The organism is Streptomyces xylophagus, assembly GCF_000716435.1.
Taxonomy (GTDB): domain Bacteria; phylum Actinomycetota; class Actinomycetes; order Streptomycetales; family Streptomycetaceae; genus Streptomyces; species Streptomyces xylophagus.
The window spans coordinates 178,363-196,346 of the sequence record NZ_JNWO01000001.1 but is presented as its reverse complement, the minus strand read 5'-3'; the positions used below and the strand labels follow the sequence as shown (position 1 = coordinate 196,346).

18 protein-coding genes are annotated in these 17,984 nt (G+C 69.2%); 11 read left to right on the top strand and 7 right to left on the bottom strand.

Annotated features, from left to right (window positions below; genetic code table 11):
• Positions 1-90: 90 nt before the first annotated feature.
• Entirely contained in the window at positions 91-228 is a 138-nt protein-coding gene (locus OO70_RS54375; protein WP_158711391.1) for a hypothetical protein, read from the top strand.
• Here the strand turns inward: OO70_RS54375 and OO70_RS00865 are convergent.
• Entirely contained in the window at positions 182-691 is a 510-nt protein-coding gene (locus tag OO70_RS00865; RefSeq protein ID WP_043662529.1) for a hypothetical protein, read from the bottom strand. The two genes, OO70_RS54375 and OO70_RS00865, sit on opposite strands and share 47 nt — an antisense overlap.
• Before the next feature lie 307 nt (positions 692-998).
• Between OO70_RS00865 and OO70_RS00860 the strand changes: the two genes are divergently transcribed.
• The 7 genes from OO70_RS00860 to OO70_RS00830 all read left to right on the top strand — a co-directional run bounded on the left by OO70_RS00860 (position 999) and on the right by OO70_RS00830 (position 9,381).
• Positions 999-2,369 (top strand): chitinase, encoded by a 1,371-nt coding sequence (locus tag OO70_RS00860; protein ID WP_043662527.1) that lies wholly within the window; start codon positions 999-1,001, stop codon positions 2,367-2,369.
• Positions 2,370-2,422: 53 nt separating this feature from the next.
• Positions 2,423-4,648: an RICIN domain-containing protein gene (locus tag OO70_RS00855; protein WP_407702720.1), complete on the top strand. Its 2,226-nt coding sequence runs from the start codon at positions 2,423-2,425 to the stop codon at positions 4,646-4,648.
• Between the two features lie 27 nt (positions 4,649-4,675).
• Positions 4,676-5,974, top strand: a complete 1,299-nt coding sequence (locus OO70_RS00850) for a ThuA domain-containing protein (RefSeq protein WP_043662525.1) — start codon at positions 4,676-4,678, stop codon at positions 5,972-5,974.
• A gap of 120 nt (positions 5,975-6,094) precedes the next feature.
• Positions 6,095-6,802: a TetR/AcrR family transcriptional regulator gene (locus tag OO70_RS00845; RefSeq protein WP_043662521.1), complete on the top strand. Its 708-nt coding sequence runs from the start codon at positions 6,095-6,097 to the stop codon at positions 6,800-6,802.
• A complete protein-coding gene (locus tag OO70_RS00840) occupies positions 6,795-7,538 on the top strand; it encodes an SDR family oxidoreductase (protein ID WP_043662519.1) in 744 nt (247 codons plus the stop codon). The genes OO70_RS00845 and OO70_RS00840 overlap by 8 nt, the downstream gene beginning before the upstream one ends.
• 27 nt (positions 7,539-7,565) lie before the next feature.
• Positions 7,566-8,465, top strand: a complete 900-nt coding sequence (locus tag OO70_RS00835) for an SDR family oxidoreductase (protein WP_043662517.1) — start codon at positions 7,566-7,568, stop codon at positions 8,463-8,465.
• Between the two features lie 94 nt (positions 8,466-8,559).
• Positions 8,560-9,381 (top strand): SDR family NAD(P)-dependent oxidoreductase, encoded by an 822-nt coding sequence (locus OO70_RS00830; RefSeq protein WP_051740422.1) that lies wholly within the window; start codon positions 8,560-8,562, stop codon positions 9,379-9,381.
• A 17-nt stretch (positions 9,382-9,398) separates the two neighbouring features.
• Here OO70_RS00830 and OO70_RS00825 read toward each other — a convergent pair whose 3' ends face one another.
• Positions 9,399-10,142 carry a GntR family transcriptional regulator gene (locus tag OO70_RS00825; RefSeq protein WP_051740421.1) on the bottom strand — a complete coding sequence of 248 codons (744 nt, stop codon included), beginning with the start codon at positions 10,140-10,142 and terminating at the stop codon, positions 9,399-9,401.
• Positions 10,143-10,291: 149 nt separating this feature from the next.
• Here OO70_RS00825 and OO70_RS00820 point away from each other — a divergent pair, with 149 nt between their 5' ends.
• Complete coding sequence (locus OO70_RS00820; protein WP_063749666.1) at positions 10,292-11,245, top strand: alpha/beta fold hydrolase; 954 nt, start codon at positions 10,292-10,294, stop codon at positions 11,243-11,245.
• Here the strand turns inward: OO70_RS00820 and OO70_RS00815 are convergent.
• The 5 genes from OO70_RS00815 to OO70_RS00795 are packed head-to-tail and all read right to left on the bottom strand — an operon-like array spanning position 11,189 to position 16,159.
• Positions 11,189-11,743, bottom strand: a complete 555-nt coding sequence (locus OO70_RS00815) for a carboxymuconolactone decarboxylase family protein (protein ID WP_043662515.1) — start codon at positions 11,741-11,743, stop codon at positions 11,189-11,191. The two genes, OO70_RS00820 and OO70_RS00815, sit on opposite strands and share 57 nt — an antisense overlap.
• Before the next feature lie 29 nt (positions 11,744-11,772).
• Positions 11,773-13,236 carry a carboxylesterase/lipase family protein gene (locus tag OO70_RS00810; protein WP_051740420.1) on the bottom strand — a complete coding sequence of 488 codons (1,464 nt, stop codon included), beginning with the start codon at positions 13,234-13,236 and terminating at the stop codon, positions 11,773-11,775.
• Positions 13,233-14,453 carry an amidohydrolase family protein gene (locus OO70_RS00805; RefSeq protein WP_043662513.1) on the bottom strand — a complete coding sequence of 407 codons (1,221 nt, stop codon included), beginning with the start codon at positions 14,451-14,453 and terminating at the stop codon, positions 13,233-13,235. The genes OO70_RS00810 and OO70_RS00805 overlap by 4 nt, the downstream gene beginning before the upstream one ends.
• Positions 14,450-15,268: a fumarylacetoacetate hydrolase family protein gene (locus tag OO70_RS00800; protein WP_043662511.1), complete on the bottom strand. Its 819-nt coding sequence runs from the start codon at positions 15,266-15,268 to the stop codon at positions 14,450-14,452. Before OO70_RS00800 ends, OO70_RS00805 begins: the two co-directional genes overlap by 4 nt.
• A gap of 6 nt (positions 15,269-15,274) precedes the next feature.
• Positions 15,275-16,159 carry a fumarylacetoacetate hydrolase family protein gene (locus OO70_RS00795; RefSeq protein ID WP_043662509.1) on the bottom strand — a complete coding sequence of 295 codons (885 nt, stop codon included), beginning with the start codon at positions 16,157-16,159 and terminating at the stop codon, positions 15,275-15,277.
• A 106-nt stretch (positions 16,160-16,265) separates the two neighbouring features.
• Here OO70_RS00795 and OO70_RS00790 point away from each other — a divergent pair, with 106 nt between their 5' ends.
• Positions 16,266-17,012 carry an SDR family NAD(P)-dependent oxidoreductase gene (locus tag OO70_RS00790; protein ID WP_043662507.1) on the top strand — a complete coding sequence of 249 codons (747 nt, stop codon included), beginning with the start codon at positions 16,266-16,268 and terminating at the stop codon, positions 17,010-17,012.
• 80 nt (positions 17,013-17,092) lie between these two features.
• Positions 17,093-17,872 (top strand): SDR family NAD(P)-dependent oxidoreductase, encoded by a 780-nt coding sequence (locus OO70_RS00785; protein WP_043662505.1) that lies wholly within the window; start codon positions 17,093-17,095, stop codon positions 17,870-17,872.
• Positions 17,873-17,984 lie beyond the last annotated feature (112 nt).

Genomic DNA, 17,984 nt, shown 5'->3' with positions numbered 1-17,984 from the left:
CGATTGTGCCACTCGCGGGGAACTCGTGTGCGGATGTCACACTTCGGCCCGCCGCCGCCTCTTGAGTGCGGACACTCACGGGAGGCGTACATGACCACGGCAGCACAGCAGTTGATCGAGCTCTCCGCCGGGACCGTGGCGTACGACGTCACCCTGGACCGGCCCGCCGAACTCGCCCGGCTCATCGGGGAGTTCGCGGCCCCCGTTTCACCACCCGCACCGGCCTGATCTGGTGCCTGCGGCGCGGCTTGGGGGCGTCGAGCATGCTGACGCCGTTGTAGTTGCGGCCGTGGACGTAGAACGTGGGCGCGGCGACGAAGGTGACGAAGATGGCGACGACGCTGACGGGGAAGAGGACCGGCAGCGACTGCCCCTCGGGGAGGGTCTTGCCGCCCTCGTGGATGGCGTAGGCAAACGCGGTGACGAAGGCGATCAGACACAGCACCCCGACGACGCGCATGATGGTCGCGAGCGTGCGGGTGGAGGACTGGTCGCGCACCTCGGCCAGCAGGGACGCCGAGCACTCGGTGCAGGTCAGTTCCACGGTGTGCTTGCCCGACGGGGGTCGCTTGACCACGTAGTGGGCGGAGGTCCAGGTGATCGTGCGTGTCTTCGGTTTGAGGACGCCTCCCGTGACCTTGTCGCTGAGGATGTGCCGCACCGCGACCTCCGCGGTCCCCGTTGTGTTCATGGTTCCTCCGACACGCGCACCCTGACGATCATCGCAAAGTCTGCACAGTGTGACCTGTGAGAACCGGCCACTCAATGGTCCTGGTGATTTCTTTTCCTTCGCCTACAACTTCTCAACTCACCCCTGCCCTGCAGGACTTCTCCGGTCGCACCTCTTGACGCCTTTGGTGCAGACCTTTAGGTTCACCAGCCAACAGACCTCCCATGAATGCATTCCACGCTCACATATGTGAACACGCGTGTTCACCTCTCACCGCCCTCACGCCGGCGGCGTCCACCCCCCACCCCAGGACGAAAGGCCCCTCGTCATGCAACGCCTCGCCCTGCGCTGCGCCCTCGCACTCTCCCTCGGCCTCACCGCCGTCGGCACCCTCGGAGCACCCTCCGCCTCGGCCGCGACCGGCACCATCACCGGCCTCGGCGGCAAGTGTCTCGACGTCGCCGGCGCCAGCTCGGCCGACGGCACGGCCGTACAGATCTACGACTGCAACGGCACCGCCGCCCAGCAGTGGACGGTCGGTTCCGACGGAACCATCAGAGCCCTCGGCAAGTGCCTTGACATCACCGGCAATTCGACGGCCAACGGCGCCCAGCTCCAGCTGTGGACGTGCGGCGGCAGCGCCAACCAGCAGTGGACGGTGAGCGCCGCGCGCGACATCGTGAACCCGGCCGCCAACAAGTGCCTGGACGTCACCGGCAACACCTCGGCCAACGGCACCCGCACCCAGATCTGGACCTGCTCCGGCGCCGCCAACCAGAAGTGGACCGCGCCCGCCGCCGGCGGCACGACCCCGCCCACGACCGCCCCGATGGCCGTAGCCCCGTATCTCTACAACGGCTGGGGAAACCCGCCCAGCCCCACGACTGTCATGAACGCGACCGGCGTGAAGTGGTTCACGCTGGCGTTCGTGCTGAGCAACGGCTACTGCAACCCGCAGTGGGACGGCGGCCGGGCGCTGACCGGCGGGGTCGACCAGTCGACCATCAACACCGTGCGGGCCAACGGCGGTGACGTCGTCCCGTCCTTCGGCGGCTACAGCGGCAACAAGCTGGAGAGTTCCTGCTCCAGCGCGAGCGAGCTGGCGGCGGCGTACCAGAAGGTCATCAGCGCCTACTCGCTGAAGGCCATCGACATCGACATCGAGGCCGACGCGTACAGCAACGCAACCGTGCAGCAGCGGACCGTGGACGCGCTCAAGACCGTCAAGGCCAACAACCCGGGCATCAAGGTGTACGTCACCATCGGCACCGGGCAGAGCGGTCCCGACACGAGTCTCATCAACCGGGCCGCTTCCTCCGGACTGACCGTGGACGCCTGGACGATCATGCCGTTCGACTTCGGCGGCGCGGGCCAGAACATGGGCACGCTCACCCAGCGGGCCGCGGAGGGCCTCAAGACCGCGCTGAAGAACGCGTACGGCTACAGCGACGACGCGGCCTACCGGGACATGGGCATCTCCTCCATGAACGGCATCACCGACAACAACGAGACCGTCACCACCGCCGACTTCCAGACCATCCTCGGCTACGCGCAGACGCACCACCTCGCGCGGCTGACGTTCTGGTCCGCCAACCGTGACCGTCCCTGCCCGGGCGCCTACCCGAACGACGACACCTGCTCGGGCGTGAGCCAGAGCAACTGGCAGTTCACCAGCATCTTCGCCCAGTACACCGGCTGACGGACACGCTCCACACCTTTTCACCCCACCCCCCATCACCACAGGAGACATCCGTGCCCGGATCCGTGTTCCGACGGAAGAGACTGACCGGCCGCCATGCCGTACCGAGAGCGCTCACGGCGGTAGCGCTCGTGGCGACCACCGTGACCGGTATCGAGTTCGCCGCACAGGGCTCGGCGAGCGCGGCGGCCACCGCGATACCCACCGGCTACACCACCGTGGTCAACAAAGGCAGCGGCAAGTGCGTCGACGCCCGCTCGGCGGCGAGTGCCGACGGCACCGCCGTCCAGCAGTACACGTGCAACGGAAGCACCGCGCAGAACTGGCAGTTGGTCGCCACCGACAGCGGCTACTACCGCGTGAACAGCAACCTGAACGGCGCCGAGGCCTGGGACGTCACCAACGTCTCGACCGCCGACTCCGCGCCGATACAGCTGTGGACGTACTCCGGCGGCGCCAACCAGCAGTGGCTGCCCGTCCTCGAATCCGACGGCGCCTACCACTTCGTCAACCGCAACAGCGGCAAGTGCCTGGACGTGCCGAGCGCCTCCACCGCGGACAGCGTGCAGCTCGCGCAGTACACCTGCAACGGCACCGCCGCGCAGTCCTTCACACTCGGCGGCGCCACCACGAACCCGCCCGGCACCCCGGACTTCGGCCCCAACGTGACGGTGTTCGACCCGTCGATGTCGGCGTCCAGCATCCAGTCCAAGCTGGACTCGGTCTTCTCCCAGCAGGAGACCAACCAGTTCGGCTCGGCCCGCCAGGCCCTGCTGTTCAAGCCGGGTACCTACAGCGCGAACGCCAACGTCGGCTTCTACACGCAGGTCGCCGGCCTCGGCTTCTCGCCGGACGACGTGACCATCAACGGTTCCGTGCACGCGGAGGCCGACTGGTTCCAGGGCAACGCGACGCAGAACTTCTGGCGCGACGCCGAGAACCTGTCGGTCAACCCCACTGGTGGCACTGACCGTTGGGCCGTCTCGCAGGCCGCCCCGTACCGGCGCATGCACGTCCGCGGCAACCTGGCGCTGGACGACGGCGGTTGGTCCAGCGGCGGCTTCATCTCCGACACCAAGGTCGACGGCCAGATCCAGTCCGGCACCCAGCAGCAGTTCCTCACCAGGAACTCCACGATGGGCAGTTGGTCCGGCTCCAACTGGAACATGGTCTTCGTCGGCGACCAGGGCGCACCCGCCCAGTCCTTCCCGACGTACACCAACGTCGCCAGCTCCCCGACGATCCGCGAGAAGCCCTTCCTGTACGTCGACAGCGCGGGCGCCTACCAGGTGTTCGTGCCCGGACTGCAGTCCAACGCCGTCGGCACCACGTGGAGCGGGAAGACCCCGGCGGGCAAGTCCCTGCCGATCGACCAGTTCTACATCGTCAAGCCCGGCGCCACGGCGGCCGACATGAACACCGCGCTCGCGGCCGGCAAGAACCTGCTGGTCACCCCGGGCGTCTACCACCTCAACCAGACGATCAACATCACGCGCCCCGACACTGTCGTGCTGGGCATGGGCCTGGCCACCTTCGTGCCGGACGGCGGGATCACCGCGATCTCCACCGCCGACGTGGACGGCATCGAGCTGGCGGGCCTGCTGGTCGACGCGGGCACCACCAACTCCGCGACCCTGGTGCAGATCGGCCCGTCCGGTTCGACCGCCACCCACGCGTCCGACCCGACCCAGTTGTCCGATGTCTTCGTCCGGATCGGCGGCGCCACCGTCGGCAAGGCCACCAACTCCGTGGTGATCAACAGCGCCAACACGATCATCGACCACACCTGGATCTGGCGGGCCGACCACGGCAACTCGGGGACGGTCGGCTGGACCACCAACACGGCGGACACCGGGCTGATCGTCAACGGCGCCAACGTGACGGCGTACGGCCTGTTCGTCGAGCACTTCCAGAAGACCCAGGTCGTCTGGAACGGCAACGGCGGCCGGACGTACTTCTTCCAGAACGAGATGCCCTACGACCCGCCGAACCAGGCCTCCTGGATGAACGGCACCGGCAAGGGCTACCCCGCCTACAAGGTCGCCTCCAACGTAACCACCCATGAGGCATGGGGACTTGGCAGCTACTGCTACTTCAGCTCCAACTCCGCCGTGGTCGCCGATCACGCCTTCGAGGTGCCGAGCGTGTCCGGGGTCAAGTTCCACGACATGGTGACCGTCTCGCTGGGCGGTGTCGGCACGATCAGCCACATCATCAACAGCACCGGCGGTCCGTCCAACTCCAGCACCAACGTCGCCTACCTGACCAACTACCCGTAGACCGCACGGAAAGGATCGATCGCTTACATGAACACCAACAGATCCGGTTCCCCTCGCGCGCTCCTGCGGGTCCTCCTCCTGCTGGCGACGCTGCTGGGCCTCGCGTCCGTGCCGCCCGCCGCGCAGGCGAGCACCGCGGCAACACCGTTCAAGATCCTCGCGCTCTACAGCGGCACCTACGACGCGGCACACATCGACTTCGACAAGGAGGCGAACGTCTGGTTCCCTCAGCAGGCCGCGGCGAACGGCTACACCTACACGGCCAGCACCAACTGGGACCTGCTCGCCAACGGCGGGGTCAACGCGTACCAAGTCGTGCTGTTCCTCGACGACTTGCCGCAGACGTCCGCCCAACGCACCGGTTTCGAGGCGTACATGAGGGGTGGCGGCGGGTTCATGGGCTTCCATGTCTCCGCCTTCACGACCGATGCGGCGAGCTGGTCCTGGTACCACAACACGTTCCTCGGCTCGGGGAACTTCGTGTCCAACACCTGGGGTCCGACCGCGGTCACCCTGAAGGTGGAGGACCACACGATCCCGCCCACCGCCGCCCTGCCGGCCACGTTCACCTCGTCGGTCAGCGAGTGGTACAGCTGGTCCAACGATCTGCGGCAGAACCCGGACATCAAGATCCTGGCGTCGATCGACCCGAGCAGCTTCCCGGTCGGCACCGATCCCAACCAGTCCTGGTACAGCGGGTATTACCCGATCATCTGGACCAACACGAAGTACAAGATGCTGTACGCGAACTTCGGCCACAACGCGATGAACTACACGACCAACACGCGTCTGTCGTCGACGTTCGCGAGCGCCACCCAGAACCAGTTCCTGCTGAACGGGCTCAAGTGGCTGGGCGGGGGCGACACTTCGACGCCACCGACGGACACCCCGATCTCCGAGACCGCCTGGTACTCCGTGCAGAACGGCGGCAACGGCACGTGCGTCGACGCCCGTTCGGCGGCCACGGCCAACGGGACGGCGATCCAGCAGTACGCCTGCAACGGCACGACGGCGCAGCAGTACCAGTTCCGCTCCACCGACAGCGGGTACATGGAGATCACCGCGCGGGGCAACCCGGCACAGGTCATCGACGTGACCGACCGCTCGACAGCGGACAACGCGCCGTTGCAGCTGTGGGCCTACTCCGGCGGCACGAACCAGCAGTGGCAGCCGGTACGTGAGACGAGCGGGCGCTACCACTTCGTCGCCCGGCACAGCGGCAAGTGCCTGACCGCCGCCACGGCGGCGACCAACAGTGTCCAGCTCACCCAAAAGACCTGCGACGGCACGGCCACGCAGGCCTTCCAGCTCGCCGTGCAGTCCTGAGCCACCGCACGGCACCCCAAGGGCGCCTCCCACCGCACTGACGCGATGGGAGGCGCCCTTGTTTTCACCGATAACAGAAGACTGTTGTCAGCGCTACGAATCGCTGTTATCGTCGATTACATGAACACGAGATCGCTGATAATCGAAGCGGCGGCCGAGCTGATCGCCCAGTCGCCCAGTGGTGACGTGTCCACTCGCGCGGTGTGCGAGGCGGCCGGTGTGCAACAGCCGGTGCTGTACCGACTGTTCGGCGACAAGGACGGGCTGCTGGCGGCGACGGTCGACCACGTCTGGGACCAGTACCTGGAGACGAAGCGCGCCGCCGAGAAGTCCGAGGACCCGCTGCGCGACCTCCAGGCCGGCTGGGACAGCCACACGGCGTTCGCGCTGGCGCACCCCAACGCCTACAAGCTGATGTTCTCCCCGGCACTGCGTTCCGTGCCCGAGGCGGCGGCGGAGGCGATGCGCATCCTCCGCGGAGACCTGGAGCGGCTCGCCGCGCAGGGCCGCCTCCGTATCGCACCGGAGATCGCGGCACGCATGGTCATGTCGGCCAACACCGGTGTTTCGCTGGCGCTGATCACCCGTCCCACGCTGTATCCGGACGCCGGCCTGTCGAGGCTGGTCCGGGACGCGATCCACCAGGCGATCCTGCTCGACCCCACCGCGGACACCACGGCAGCAGACGCCCGCGCCGCAGCCGCGACCACGCTGCTCTCGTCCCTCGACGACCTCACGCCCGAACCGTTCACCCCCGCGGAGTCGGCCCTGCTCGGGCAGTGGCTCACGCAGATCCCCACCTCAGGGAAGGACCTCCACCATGACTGACACCGACACCCCCACCCGCGTCGCCCTGGTCACCGGCGGTTCCGGCGGCATCGGCCGCGCGGTCGCCGAGCGGCTGGCCAAGGACGGCATCGCGGTCGGCGTGCACTACGCCGGCAACAAGGACAGGGCCGACGAGACGGTCGCCGCGATCGTCGCGGCCGGCGGCCGGGCGATCCCGGTCGGCGGCGACGTGGCCGACGAACAGGAGATGGCCGCCGCCTTCGACGCGGTCGAGGCGGAGTTCGGTGGGCTCGACGTGGTCGTCAACACCGCCGGAATCATGGTCCTTTCGCCCATCGCGACCATGAACCTCGACGACCTCGACCGCGTGCACCGCACCAACATCCGCGGCACGTTCGTCGTCTCCCAGCAGGCGGCCCGCCGGGTGCGCGCGGGCGGCGCGATCATCAACTTCTCGACCTCCGTCACCCGCACCAAGTTCCCGACGTACGGCGCCTACGTGGCGAGCAAGGCCGCGGTCGAGGCGATGACCCTGGTGCTGGCCCGCGAACTGCGCGGCAAGGACATCACCGTCAACACGGTCGCCCCCGGCCCCACCGCGACGCCCCTCTTCCTCGACGGCAAGGACGAGGAGACGGTCCAGAACCTCGCGAAGGCCGCCCCGCTGGAGCGTCTGGGCACCCCGGACGACATCGCCGAGTCGGTCGCGTTCCTCGCCGGTCCGGCCCGCTGGATCAACGGCCAGGTGCTGTACGCCAACGGCGGACTGGCCTGAGCCTCCCCCCTGCAAGGAGTGAACCCCATGAGCAACATCGTCGTGATCACCGGCGCCTCCAGCGGTTTCGGCGCCCTCACCGCCCGCGCCCTCGCGGACAAGGGCAGCACCGTCTACGCCGGGATGCGCAACACCACCACCCGCAACGCGCCCCAGGTCCAGGCCGCCGCCGACTACGGCAAGGAACACGGCGTCGACCTGCGCTCCATAGAACTCGACGTCAACGCGCAGGACTCCGTCGACGCGGCGATCGACCGGGTCATCGCCGAGCATGGCCGTATCGACGTCCTGATCCACAACGCCGGCCACATGGTCACCGGACCGGCCGAGGCGTTCACGCCCGAGCAGCTCGCCGAGCTGTACGACGTGAATGTCCTCTCCACCCAGCGCGTCAACCGCGCCGCGCTGCCCCACCTGCGCAAGGCCGGCCGGGGTCTGGTGATCTGGGTGTCGAGTTCGAGCGTGAAGGGCGGCACTCCGCCGTATCTGGCGCCGTACTTCGCCGCGAAGGCCGCGATGGACTCGCTGGCCGTCAGTTACGCGGCCGAGCTGGCCCGCTGGGGTGTGGAGACCTCCATCGTGGTGCCGGGTTCGTTCACCAGCGGCACGAACCACTTCGCGCACGCCGGGCACCCGGCGGACGGTGCGGTCGCGGCGGAGTACGAGACGCGCTACGCGGACCTGATGACCCAAGTCGCCGAAAAGCTCGCCGCGTTGGCCCCGGAGGGAGCGGACGCCTCGCTGGTCTCCGACGAGATCGCCCGCATCGTCGCGCTCCCCGTCGGGCAGCGCCCGTACCGGGTGCACATCGACCCGGCCGACGACGGCTCCGAGGCGGTCTCCGTCGTGGCCGACCGCATCCGGCGCGACTTCCTGACCCGCGTCGCCCTGCCGGACCTGCTCATCGTGCATCCGACGGCGGCGTAACACGCCCAGGCGCCCCCGAAACTGTCGACAGAACAGGGATATAAGGGAGCCACACCCCTTGACCGCGACATTGTGTCGACACTAGGAAGGATGCGTGCACCGCGCTGCGGTCACGTACGGCTTCCTCGGGAAGGGGCTCCATGTGGCCGGCAGGCTCTCCGGAAAGGTCGCCCTCGTCACCGGCGCGGGCGCCGGGATCGGTCAGGGGTGTGCGCTGCTCTTCGCCGAACAGGGCGCGACCGTCGTCGGCTGCGACCTCGACCCGGCGGCAGCCGACCGCACCCGCAAGGCGGCGGCCGACCGCGGCCTCGCCGTCGAGATGGTCGCTCCGCTCGACATGACCGTCCCGGCCGACACCCGGCGCTTCGCGGACGACGCGTACGCGCGACACGGCCGGATCGACGTCCTGGTCACGGCGGGCGCGATCGCCCCGCACATGGCCCCGGCCGCGACGATGGACCACGACGAGCAGTGGACCCCGACACTGCGTGGCGAGATCGACGTCGTCTTCCTGCCCGTACAGGCCGCGTGGGCGCACATGGAGGCCTCAGGGGGCGGTTCGATCGTCAACTTCGCCTCGGTGAACGCCTTTCGGGGCAGCGGGACGTTCGGGATGGTCGCGCACTGCGCGGGCAAGTCGGCCGTGCTCGGCCTGACTCGCCAACTCGCGGTGGAGGGCGGGCCGTTGGGCATCCGTGCGAACACCATCTCGCCGGGCATGGTGCGCACCCCCGCCACCGAGTCGGCCGGAGCCCACGAGGGCGCGGCCCGGGAGGCGTTGCTGGCCCGCATCCCGCTGGGCCGCGTCGGAACCCCGGAGGACATCGCCTGGTGCGCGGTGTATCTGGCGTCGGACGAGTCTGCGTGGGTGACGGGCGGCAACTTCCCTGTGGACGGCGGGGTGTTGGCCAAGTGAGCGGCTTCCAGGGGGTGTTACGAAGACGCCCGGCGCCGCCGCGCGGGCTTGCGGCCGCGGACCTCGGCGTCCTGCTCCAGTTGTTCCTCCACCGCTCGCAGCGCCCGCACCGTCGCTCCCGCGATCAGGGCGGAGGCGAGTTCCCCGTCGCGCTCCTCGCAGGCCTGGAGCAGCCGCTCCTGGTCGTCGATGCTGTAGGCGAGGCGTCCGGTCCGGGTCAGGCTCAGGTGGCGCAGCATCAGGGTGCGCAGCGCGAGCGAGTCCAGGATCTGCTTCAGCGTGGTGTTGCCGACGATCTCGGTCATCCGCTCCTGGAGCAGCACATGGCTCCAGAAGTAGGCGTCCACGTCGCCGTCGTCGGCCAGCTTGCGCATCCGCTCGACGCGGGTGCGCAGTTCGGCCAGTTGCTCGTCGTCGGCGCGCTCGACCAGAAGTCCGGCGAGCATCGCCAGCAGCTGCCGCCGCACCTGGTAGATGTCCCGGATGTCCTGCAGGGAAGGGGCGGCGACGCGGGGGCGACGGCGCGCCTTCATCTCCACCAGCCCCTCCTGTTCGAGAAGCATCAGCGCCTCGCGGACCGGAGTGCGGCTGGTGTCGAACCGGCGTGACAGATCGACGCTGTTGAGGTCCTGCCCTGGCTCCAGGCGGCCTTCGATGATGCCGGCCCCGACCCATTCGGCGATCTGCGCGACCAACGGTTCACGCCGGTCCCGCAGCCGTAGGAGGCGCTCCAGCACGAAGTGCGTGTCCTGATCGGTCATGCGGCGATTCTCCCTGCCTGGTCCGCGCTCACAGCCAATGCCATGGTGTCGACACTACCGTATCTATTGATCAGTTACTGCGGGGATACCCCGCTTCCTGTCGACAGGTGCTGCCTCTCGACGGCTGACGAGAATCACGGGAGAAAAACATGAAGGTGAACCACACCGACGGAACGGGTCCCGGCAGACGTGCCGTGCTCGGCGGTGCCGCGCTGGCCGCGCTCGCCACGACCGGCCTCGCCCACGGCACGGCCGAGGCCGCGACCGGCGGGACACCTTGGGAGCCCGTGACGATACCCGAGCAGGTTCCGGTGACCGAGTACCAGGTGCCCGTCGCCGGGGGCGGCAGTCTGTGGTGCTGGGACACCGGCGGCACGGGGGAGGCCGTCGTCCTACTGCATCCCGGCTCCGGCAGCGGCGAGAGCTGGCCGTACCAGCAACCGGTGCTGGCCCACGCGGGTTTCCGCGTCGTCGGCTACTCGCGGCGCGGGGCATACGGCTCGGTGGCGGGCACCAAGGCGGAGGCGGATACAGCCTCGGGTGACCTCGGCACCCTCGCCGACCACCTCGGGCTCGGCACCTTCCACCTGTCCGCCTCGGCGGCCGGCGGCCCGGTGGCGATCGACTACGCGCTCTCGCACGAGGAGCGAGTACGCACTCTCACGGTCTCCGGCAGCGTCATGGGCATCCTGGATGCCGAATACCAGGCGCTGACCTCTGCTCTCCAGCCCGCCCCGTTCGGCGACATGCCCGTGGAGTTCAAGGAGATCGGCCCCTCGTACCGCGGTGGCGACCCGGACGGGGTGGCGGCCTGGCTGGAGATCGCCGCACGCGCCAGGACGGCCGACGCGTTCCCGCAGTCCCTCGCGCACGAGATTACGTGGGCGGCCCTGGAGACCCTTAGCCTCCCCGTCCAACTCATCACCGGGGACGCCGACTTGTACAGCCCGCCCTCCCTCATGCGCCTGAACGCCGGGCATCTACGGAACGTGGAGACCCATGTCGTGAACGAGGCGGGCCACAACCCGCACTGGGAGCAAACGGCCTCATGGAACCGGCTGTTGATCTCCTTCCTGCGGCGGCACCGCACCCGCAGGCCGTAGCGGCTCCCGGACGTCGAGGGCGACCAGGAAGCGGGACACCATGTTGTACGCCGCGACGGTCGCCGTCAGTTCGACGAGTTCGGCGTCGGTGAACTCCCCGCGCAGGGCGCCGAACACCTCGTCCGGCACCCGAATGTCGCGGGTCATCGCATCGGTGTAGGCGATGACCCGCCCACGGCGCCGACCGAGGTCCGGCACCGGGCGCCGCAACTCGGCGAGTTCGGCGTCATCAAGTCCGGCGCGCCTGGCTTCGGGTTCGTGCGCTGCCCATTCGTAGGCCGCGCCGTTGAGCACCGCGATCCGCAGGATCACCAACTCCCGGATGTCGGCGGGCAGTTCCATCCGGCTACGGACGGCGCCGAGCAGGCTGTTCCAGCCGTCGGCGAGTTGTGGGCTGTGCAACAGCATGCGGTCGAGGGGGCGCAGTGCTCCGCCCCGGCGTTCGCGGATACGGCGGGCGATCTCGCCGGTGCCGTCGGTGTCGGGGAGTCTTGCCACACGGGTCCTCTCGCGGGTTCTTTCGCGGGTCACAGGGGGCGGGGGCAGCAGGCCAACAGCCGCATCGCTTCAAGTCGTTCCACGGCGCCGGCTCGCACGGTGTCGCCGAAGACCATGGCCTCGGTGCCGTTGAAGGCGGGCCAGTTCGGCAGCGCTCCCCCGTTCGGGTCGGCCGTCTCGACGAAGCGTGCCCAGGAGTCGGCCATGGTGCATGCCAGTTCGCGGTCGGCCTCGGTCCAGGGCCAGGGACGTCGGTCCAAGTTGTCGAGGGCGTAAGGGAGTTCCGCGGTGTGGAAGACGCCGTAGCCGGGCAGTCCGTCCTTCGGGTCCGCCAGATCGAGGTCGGCCGGCAACGGGGGCGTGTGTTCGAAGCGGTACAGCCACGTGGGGCCCTTCCTCCGGTGTGCCAGGGCCCAGCGCCACACGGGGTAGGTGAACCGGCTCTCCCCCGTGAACCGCCGTGCCGTGCGCCGGGCTTCTGCCGGGCGGCGTACGGGATACAGCTCGGCCGTGCCCGGTTCCAGGGGCAGTTGACGCAGGGCGTCGAGGGAGGCGTACACGGATCCCTCGTCGCGGTTGGTTCCCACCAGGAGCGGTACGGCGTGCTGGCGGCCCGCGGCGAAGACGTCGTCGCTGGGTTCGGTGAGGACGCGTCCGTCGACGACCGGACCGAAGTGGCCCTTGAGGACCAGTTCCACGCCGTCGAGCCGGCGCAGTCCGTCGAGGTCGCGGTCGCCGAACTGTTCGGCCCACCGCAGCCCCTGCTTCCGCGCGACGGCCCGCTCCAGCAGGGGGCCTTCCGCCCGGCCGACGCCCGACGCGCTCTGTCCGATCGCCGCGCGGAACAGGGGCCGGGCCGCCGTCGCCGCCATGAGGTGGCAGATGTGGGCGGCTCCGGCGGAGTTCCCGGCGACGGTCACTCGGTCGGGGTCGCCGCCGAAGGCCGCGATGTTCTCCTGCACCCAGGTCAGGGCGGCGACGATGTCGAGCAGCCCGTAGTTGCCGGAGGCTCCGAGGCGGTCCTCGGCGGACAGGGCCGGATGGGCGAGGAAGCCGAGGGCGCCCAGCCGGTGGTTGAGGGTGACCACGACGAGGCCGCGGCGGGCCATCGCGCGGCCGTCGTGGATCTCCTGGCCGCCGTGCCCGTACCGGTTGCCGCCGCCGTGGATCCACACCATCGCCGGGAGCCCGGCCACGTTCGCCGGATCGGGGGTCCACACGTTGAGGTAGAGGCAGTCCTCGCTCATCACCAGCGCCCGCCGGTCGGCGAAGTTGGCGTGGTACATGAGGGAGTCACGGGGCGGCTGCGGTTGCAGGGGCGCGGGCCCGAAGTCGTACGCCCGCCGCTCGCCCTCCCAGGGCCTGGCGCGCCGTGGCGGCCGCCAGCGCAGGTCACCGACGGGCGGCTCGGCGAAGGGGATGCCCTTGAAGGCGGCCACGCCCGCGTCCCACTCCCCCACGAGCCGTCCGCCCGCGGTACGCACCCGGGTCACGCCGGGGCCTTGTGCAGCTTGCCGTCCTTCATGACCACCGTCAGCCGCTCGCGGTCCTGCAGCACCCCGATCTCCTCCAGCGGATCCCCGTCGACGAGGACGAGGTCGGCGAGGAACCCCTCGCGGATCAGGCCGAGTTGGTCACCCATGCCCATCACCTGACCGCCGTACTGCGTCGCGGCTCGCAGTGCCTCGGCCGGGGTGAAGCCGAACCAGTCGACGAAGAGTGCGAGGTCGCGCAGGTTGCGGCCGATGGGGTTCCAGGCGAAGCCGTAGTCGCCGCCGGGGACAACGCGGATGCCGCGCCGGACGAGTTCGGGCACCACCTCGCGTACGGCCTTCGCGGTCGCCTCGACCTCCATGCCGGGCTCGGGTTCGCTGCCGGCCTCGTGCAGGTTGGCGTGGATGATGCCCGGGGTCGGTGCGACGAACAGACGGTCGCGGGCGGCTTCGAGGAGGTCGAGGGCCTCTTCGTCGGCGAAGGTGCAGTGGTAGACCGCGCGGATGCCGTGGCGTACGGCCATCTTGACCGACTCGGCGGCGTGCGCGTGCGCGGTGAGCCAGACGCCGTGCTTCTCGGCGGCGGCTGCCGCGGCGGCCACCTCCTCGTCCGTGAACTGCACGATCCGCGAAGTGCCCTGTACAACCGCGCTCTCGCCGGACAGGGACAACTTGACGATGTCGACGCCGAGTTCGGCCATGTCGGTGACGAAGCGGGACACCGAGCCGGGGTCCGACGCCCGACCGTCGACACCGGGGAAGTCGTACACGCCCGGCTCGACCATGCCCGCACTGCCCTCCCACGAGGCGGCCTTCAGGCGCGGCCCGGGCATCCAGCCCTCGGCGAAGGCCTTGCGGGCCGCGGTCTCGGTACGCGGCAGCCGGTTACCGCCCGAGTACGCGCTGGTGATGCCGTGGTCGAGCAGGACGCGCCCGGCGTGCGCGACGAGCAGCGTCTTCTCCTCGTCGGGTTCGTCGCGGCGCGGGGACCGGTGCTCGACGGTGGAGCCGAAGCCCAAGTGCGCGTGCGCGTCGACGAGTCCGGGGAGCAGGGTGCCGCCGTGTCCGTCGATCACCCGGGCCTCGGACCGCAGATCGCGCGCGACCCGGGCGGCGACCGCGGTGATCCGGTCGCCCTCGACGAGGACCTGTGCCGGGAAGGGATCGCGTCCGGACCCGTCGAAGACCTGGACGTCGGTGAACAGGGTGCGGGTCATGACGTCACCTTCCTGAAGCGGTGCCGCATCTCGCCAACTCCATCGATGCGGCTGACCAGTTCGTCGTCGGGGGTGAGGAAGCGCTGCGGCACCCGACGGTTGCCGACGCCCGCGGGCGTGCCGGTGAAGACGAGGTCACCGGGCAGCAGGGTGCAGAACTCACTGAGATACGAGACCAGTTGAGGGATCGGGAAGATCATGTTGCCCGTGCGGTCGTGCTGCACCGGCTCGCCGTTGAGTTCACAGGTCAGTTCCAGGTCGTCGCGGTCGGGGACCTCGTCGAGGCTGACCAGCGCGGGGCCGATGGGGCCGAACCCCGGGTGTGACTTGGCCAGGGAGAACTGGGCCGGGCGGCCCGCGAGTTGGGCGACCCGCTCGGACAGGTCCTGGCCGACGGTGAGCGCCACGACCGGCTCCCACCCCTTCTCCACCGGCACCCGGCGGGCCTCTCGACCGATCACCACGACCAGTTCCAGCTCCCAGTCGACATGTCCGGGCGGCAGGTCGACGGTGGTGTACGGGCCGGTGAGGCAGGTCGGGAACTTGGTGAAGACGAGGGGCGCTTCGGGTTCTTCGTAACCCGCCTCGGCGGTGTGCGGGCGGTAGTTGAGAGCGACGGCGAAGATCTGCCGGGGCGCGGACACGGGCGGCTCGAGTTCGGACTCGTCGTAGGGACGCCCGCCGGTGGCACTCCTGGACCAGTCGAGCAGGCCGTCCCATCGCTCGAAGACGTGCCCCTCGAATTCGGCGGGGATGTCGACGGCACCCTTCGGAGTCAACAGCACTGTCCGGCCCGCGAGTTGTGCGATACGCATCGACCATCACACCCACTGCTCGGCGGGCGGTTCGTCCGTGCCGTACGCATCGCGCCAGGACACGACCGGGTTGCGCAGGATGCCCAGGCCCTCGATCTCGGCCTCGACGACGTCTCCGGGCTTGAGGTAGTTGGCGAAGGGGTCCTCGGTGCTCGCCGCGACGCCGGCGATGGTGCCGGTGGTGAGGAGATCGCCCGCGCTGTAGATCTGCGGGGAGTGGTAGGCGACGAGTTGGGGGATCGACACCGACATCCGGCCGGTGTTGGACTTCTGCCGGACGTCTCCGTTGACCCGCAGTTCCATGTCGAGGTCGTGCGGGTCGTCGATCTCGTCCGACGTCACGATGTACGGGCCGATCGGGCAGAAGGTGTCGATCGCCTTGGAGAACGAGAAGACTCCGGACTCCATCTCCCGGCGCTGGATGTCCCGGGCGGTGACGTCGTTGAAGACCAGGTAGCCGGCGATGTGCTCGGCGGCCTGCTCGGCCGAGAAGAACTTGCCGGGTTTGCCGATGACGACGGCGAGTTCGAGCTCGTAGTCCAGTTCCCGGGTGAGGTTCGCCGGGTAGACGATCGGCTCGTCGGGGCCGATGATCGCGTCGACGTTCTGGAAGAACACGATGCCCTTGTTGACGGGATGCGACCAGTCGACGCGGGCCAGGTCGTCGTGGTGCTCGCGGAAGTTGCCGGCCGTGTGGAAGAACTTCCGGGGCACGGTCGGGGCCCGCAGTCGGACGTCGGTGAGCGCGAACGTCCGCCCCGTCTCGCCCACTTGCCCCTCCCGCTCGAAGAACACCCGGGTCGAGGGCACGTCCAGCTCCACGACGATGTCCGCGTCGAGTCGCCCCACAAGTGCCCGGTCCGGGCCCGCGTCGAACGTCACCAGCTTCATCAAGCCTCCCTAACTGTCGACACTCAGCCTGACTATCGAGCCATTGGTCGTCAAGAGCTGCGTAAAGTGTGGACACAAATCCCGGCCGTGGCTTACGGTCCGGGGCATGCGGACAACATGGGACTTCGCGGGTACCCGTGCCCTGGTCGCCGGTGCCGGCGGGATCGGCGCGACGGTCGCCGGGGCGCTGGCTCGGGCGGGCGCGGGCGTCGTCGTACTCGACGTGGACAAGGGCCGGCTCGACGAGCTGGACCGTGCCACGGACGGGGTGACGGGCCTGGAGGCCGACCTCACGGACGCCGACGCCTGCCGCGCCGCTGTCGACAGCGGCGTCCAACTCCTCGGCGGGCTCGACGTGTTCGTACACGCGATGGGTGTCAACGACCGCAGACCTGTGCTGGAGACACCCGACGAGGTGTGGGAGCGGCTGCTCGCCGTCAACCTCTCCAGTGCGTTCTGGCTGGGCCGGGCCGTGGGGGGTGTGATGGTGCCGCGCGGCTACGGACGCATCGTGTACCTCTCCTCCGTCTCCGGTCTGCTCGCGCACAAGGACCATGCGCCGTACGCCTCGACCAAGGGCGGGGTGAACCAGCTGATGCGCGTCATGGCACGCGAGTGGGCGCCGAGCGGGGTCACCGTCAACGCGGTCGCCCCTGGCTATACGGAGACCGACCTCACCCGGGGCTATCTGGCCCGGCCGGGGATGCGCGCGTCGCTGGAGGCGCTGGTGCCGGCCGGGCGGTTGGGGCGACCCGAGGATCTCACCGGGCCCGTGCTCTTCCTCGCCTCCGCGGAGTCCGCGTTCGTCACCGGGCAGGTGCTGTATGCCGACGGCGGGCGGACGCTCGTGTGAACGCCAGTGCCTGCCGAGGGACTTCACGCCCCTCGGATCAACACCCGCGCACTTCAAGAGACTTCACGAACGGAGCCCGTATGAACGTCCCCGAACGCTTCACCGGCAAGACCGTCCTCGTCACCGGCGCGGGCACCGGATTCGGCGCCGAGATCGCCGTACGGGCCGCGCGGGAGGGTGCCGATGTCGCCGTCCACTACCGCGGCTCACGCGCGGGTGCCGAGGCTACCGCCGAGCGTGTCACCGCCCTCGGCCGCAAGGCCTTTGTCGTGCAGGCCGACATCTCCGAGCACGACCAGATCAAGCGCCTCGCCGACGAGGTGTGGACGCGGTTCGGACGGCTCGACGTGGCGGTCAACAACGTCGGGGACGTGGCCCGCGAGCAGATGTCCTGGCGGGACATCACCGAGGAGTCCATCGACCATGTCCTCGCGGTCGACATCAAGGGGACGTTGTTGTGTACGCATGAGTTCGGGGCGCGGATGCTGGAGCAGGAGGGGGGTGGGGCGATCGTCAACATCGGGTCCACGGTGGTCGTTCGGGGTAGTGCGCGGGCGCCGCAGTACGCTGCCGCGAAGTACGGGATCATCGGGCTTACCAAGTCTTATGCGCAGGCGTTTGCGCCGAGGGTGCGGGTGAATGTGTTCGCGCCGGGGTTCATTGAGACGGCGGCGACGTTGGGGCGCGAGGACTGGAAGAGCGGGCGGGGTGATGTGCTGCGAGCCGCTACGCCTATGGGGCGGATTCCTGGGCCTGAGGAACTGGCGGGGACTGCGTTGTTTCTGGCTACGGAGGATGCGCAGCACATCACCGGGGGGTTTCTTGTCGCTGACGGTGGCTACAACATGATCGGGGCGTGAGCGCTGCGCTGGCTTTGGCCATTTTTGGGTGCGGGTGCGTGGGGGCTGGTCGCGCAGTTCCCCGCGCCCCTTGGTTAGTTGACTGGTCGCGCCTCAAAAAGCTCCGGCCCTC

What these genes read in the sequence shown, in the direction of transcription:
- OO70_RS54375 (WP_158711391.1), top strand. Translation starts at nt 91, where the DNA reads ATGACCACGGCAGCACAGCAGTTGATCGAGCTCTCCGCCGGGACCGTG.
- OO70_RS00865 (WP_043662529.1), bottom strand. Translation starts at nt 691, where the DNA reads ATGAACACAACGGGGACCGCGGAGGTCGCGGTGCGGCACATCCTCAGC.
- OO70_RS00860 (WP_043662527.1), top strand. Translation starts at nt 999, where the DNA reads ATGCAACGCCTCGCCCTGCGCTGCGCCCTCGCACTCTCCCTCGGCCTC.
- OO70_RS00850 (WP_043662525.1), top strand. Translation starts at nt 4,676, where the DNA reads ATGAACACCAACAGATCCGGTTCCCCTCGCGCGCTCCTGCGGGTCCTC.
- OO70_RS00845 (WP_043662521.1), top strand. Translation starts at nt 6,095, where the DNA reads ATGAACACGAGATCGCTGATAATCGAAGCGGCGGCCGAGCTGATCGCC.
- OO70_RS00840 (WP_043662519.1), top strand. Translation starts at nt 6,795, where the DNA reads ATGACTGACACCGACACCCCCACCCGCGTCGCCCTGGTCACCGGCGGT.
- OO70_RS00835 (WP_043662517.1), top strand. Translation starts at nt 7,566, where the DNA reads ATGAGCAACATCGTCGTGATCACCGGCGCCTCCAGCGGTTTCGGCGCC.
- OO70_RS00825 (WP_051740421.1), bottom strand. Translation starts at nt 10,142, where the DNA reads ATGACCGATCAGGACACGCACTTCGTGCTGGAGCGCCTCCTACGGCTG.
- OO70_RS00820 (WP_063749666.1), top strand. Translation starts at nt 10,292, where the DNA reads ATGAAGGTGAACCACACCGACGGAACGGGTCCCGGCAGACGTGCCGTG.
- OO70_RS00805 (WP_043662513.1), bottom strand. Translation starts at nt 14,453, where the DNA reads ATGACCCGCACCCTGTTCACCGACGTCCAGGTCTTCGACGGGTCCGGA.
- OO70_RS00800 (WP_043662511.1), bottom strand. Translation starts at nt 15,268, where the DNA reads ATGCGTATCGCACAACTCGCGGGCCGGACAGTGCTGTTGACTCCGAAG.
- OO70_RS00795 (WP_043662509.1), bottom strand. Translation starts at nt 16,159, where the DNA reads ATGAAGCTGGTGACGTTCGACGCGGGCCCGGACCGGGCACTTGTGGGG.
- OO70_RS00790 (WP_043662507.1), top strand. Translation starts at nt 16,266, where the DNA reads ATGCGGACAACATGGGACTTCGCGGGTACCCGTGCCCTGGTCGCCGGT.
- OO70_RS00785 (WP_043662505.1), top strand. Translation starts at nt 17,093, where the DNA reads ATGAACGTCCCCGAACGCTTCACCGGCAAGACCGTCCTCGTCACCGGC.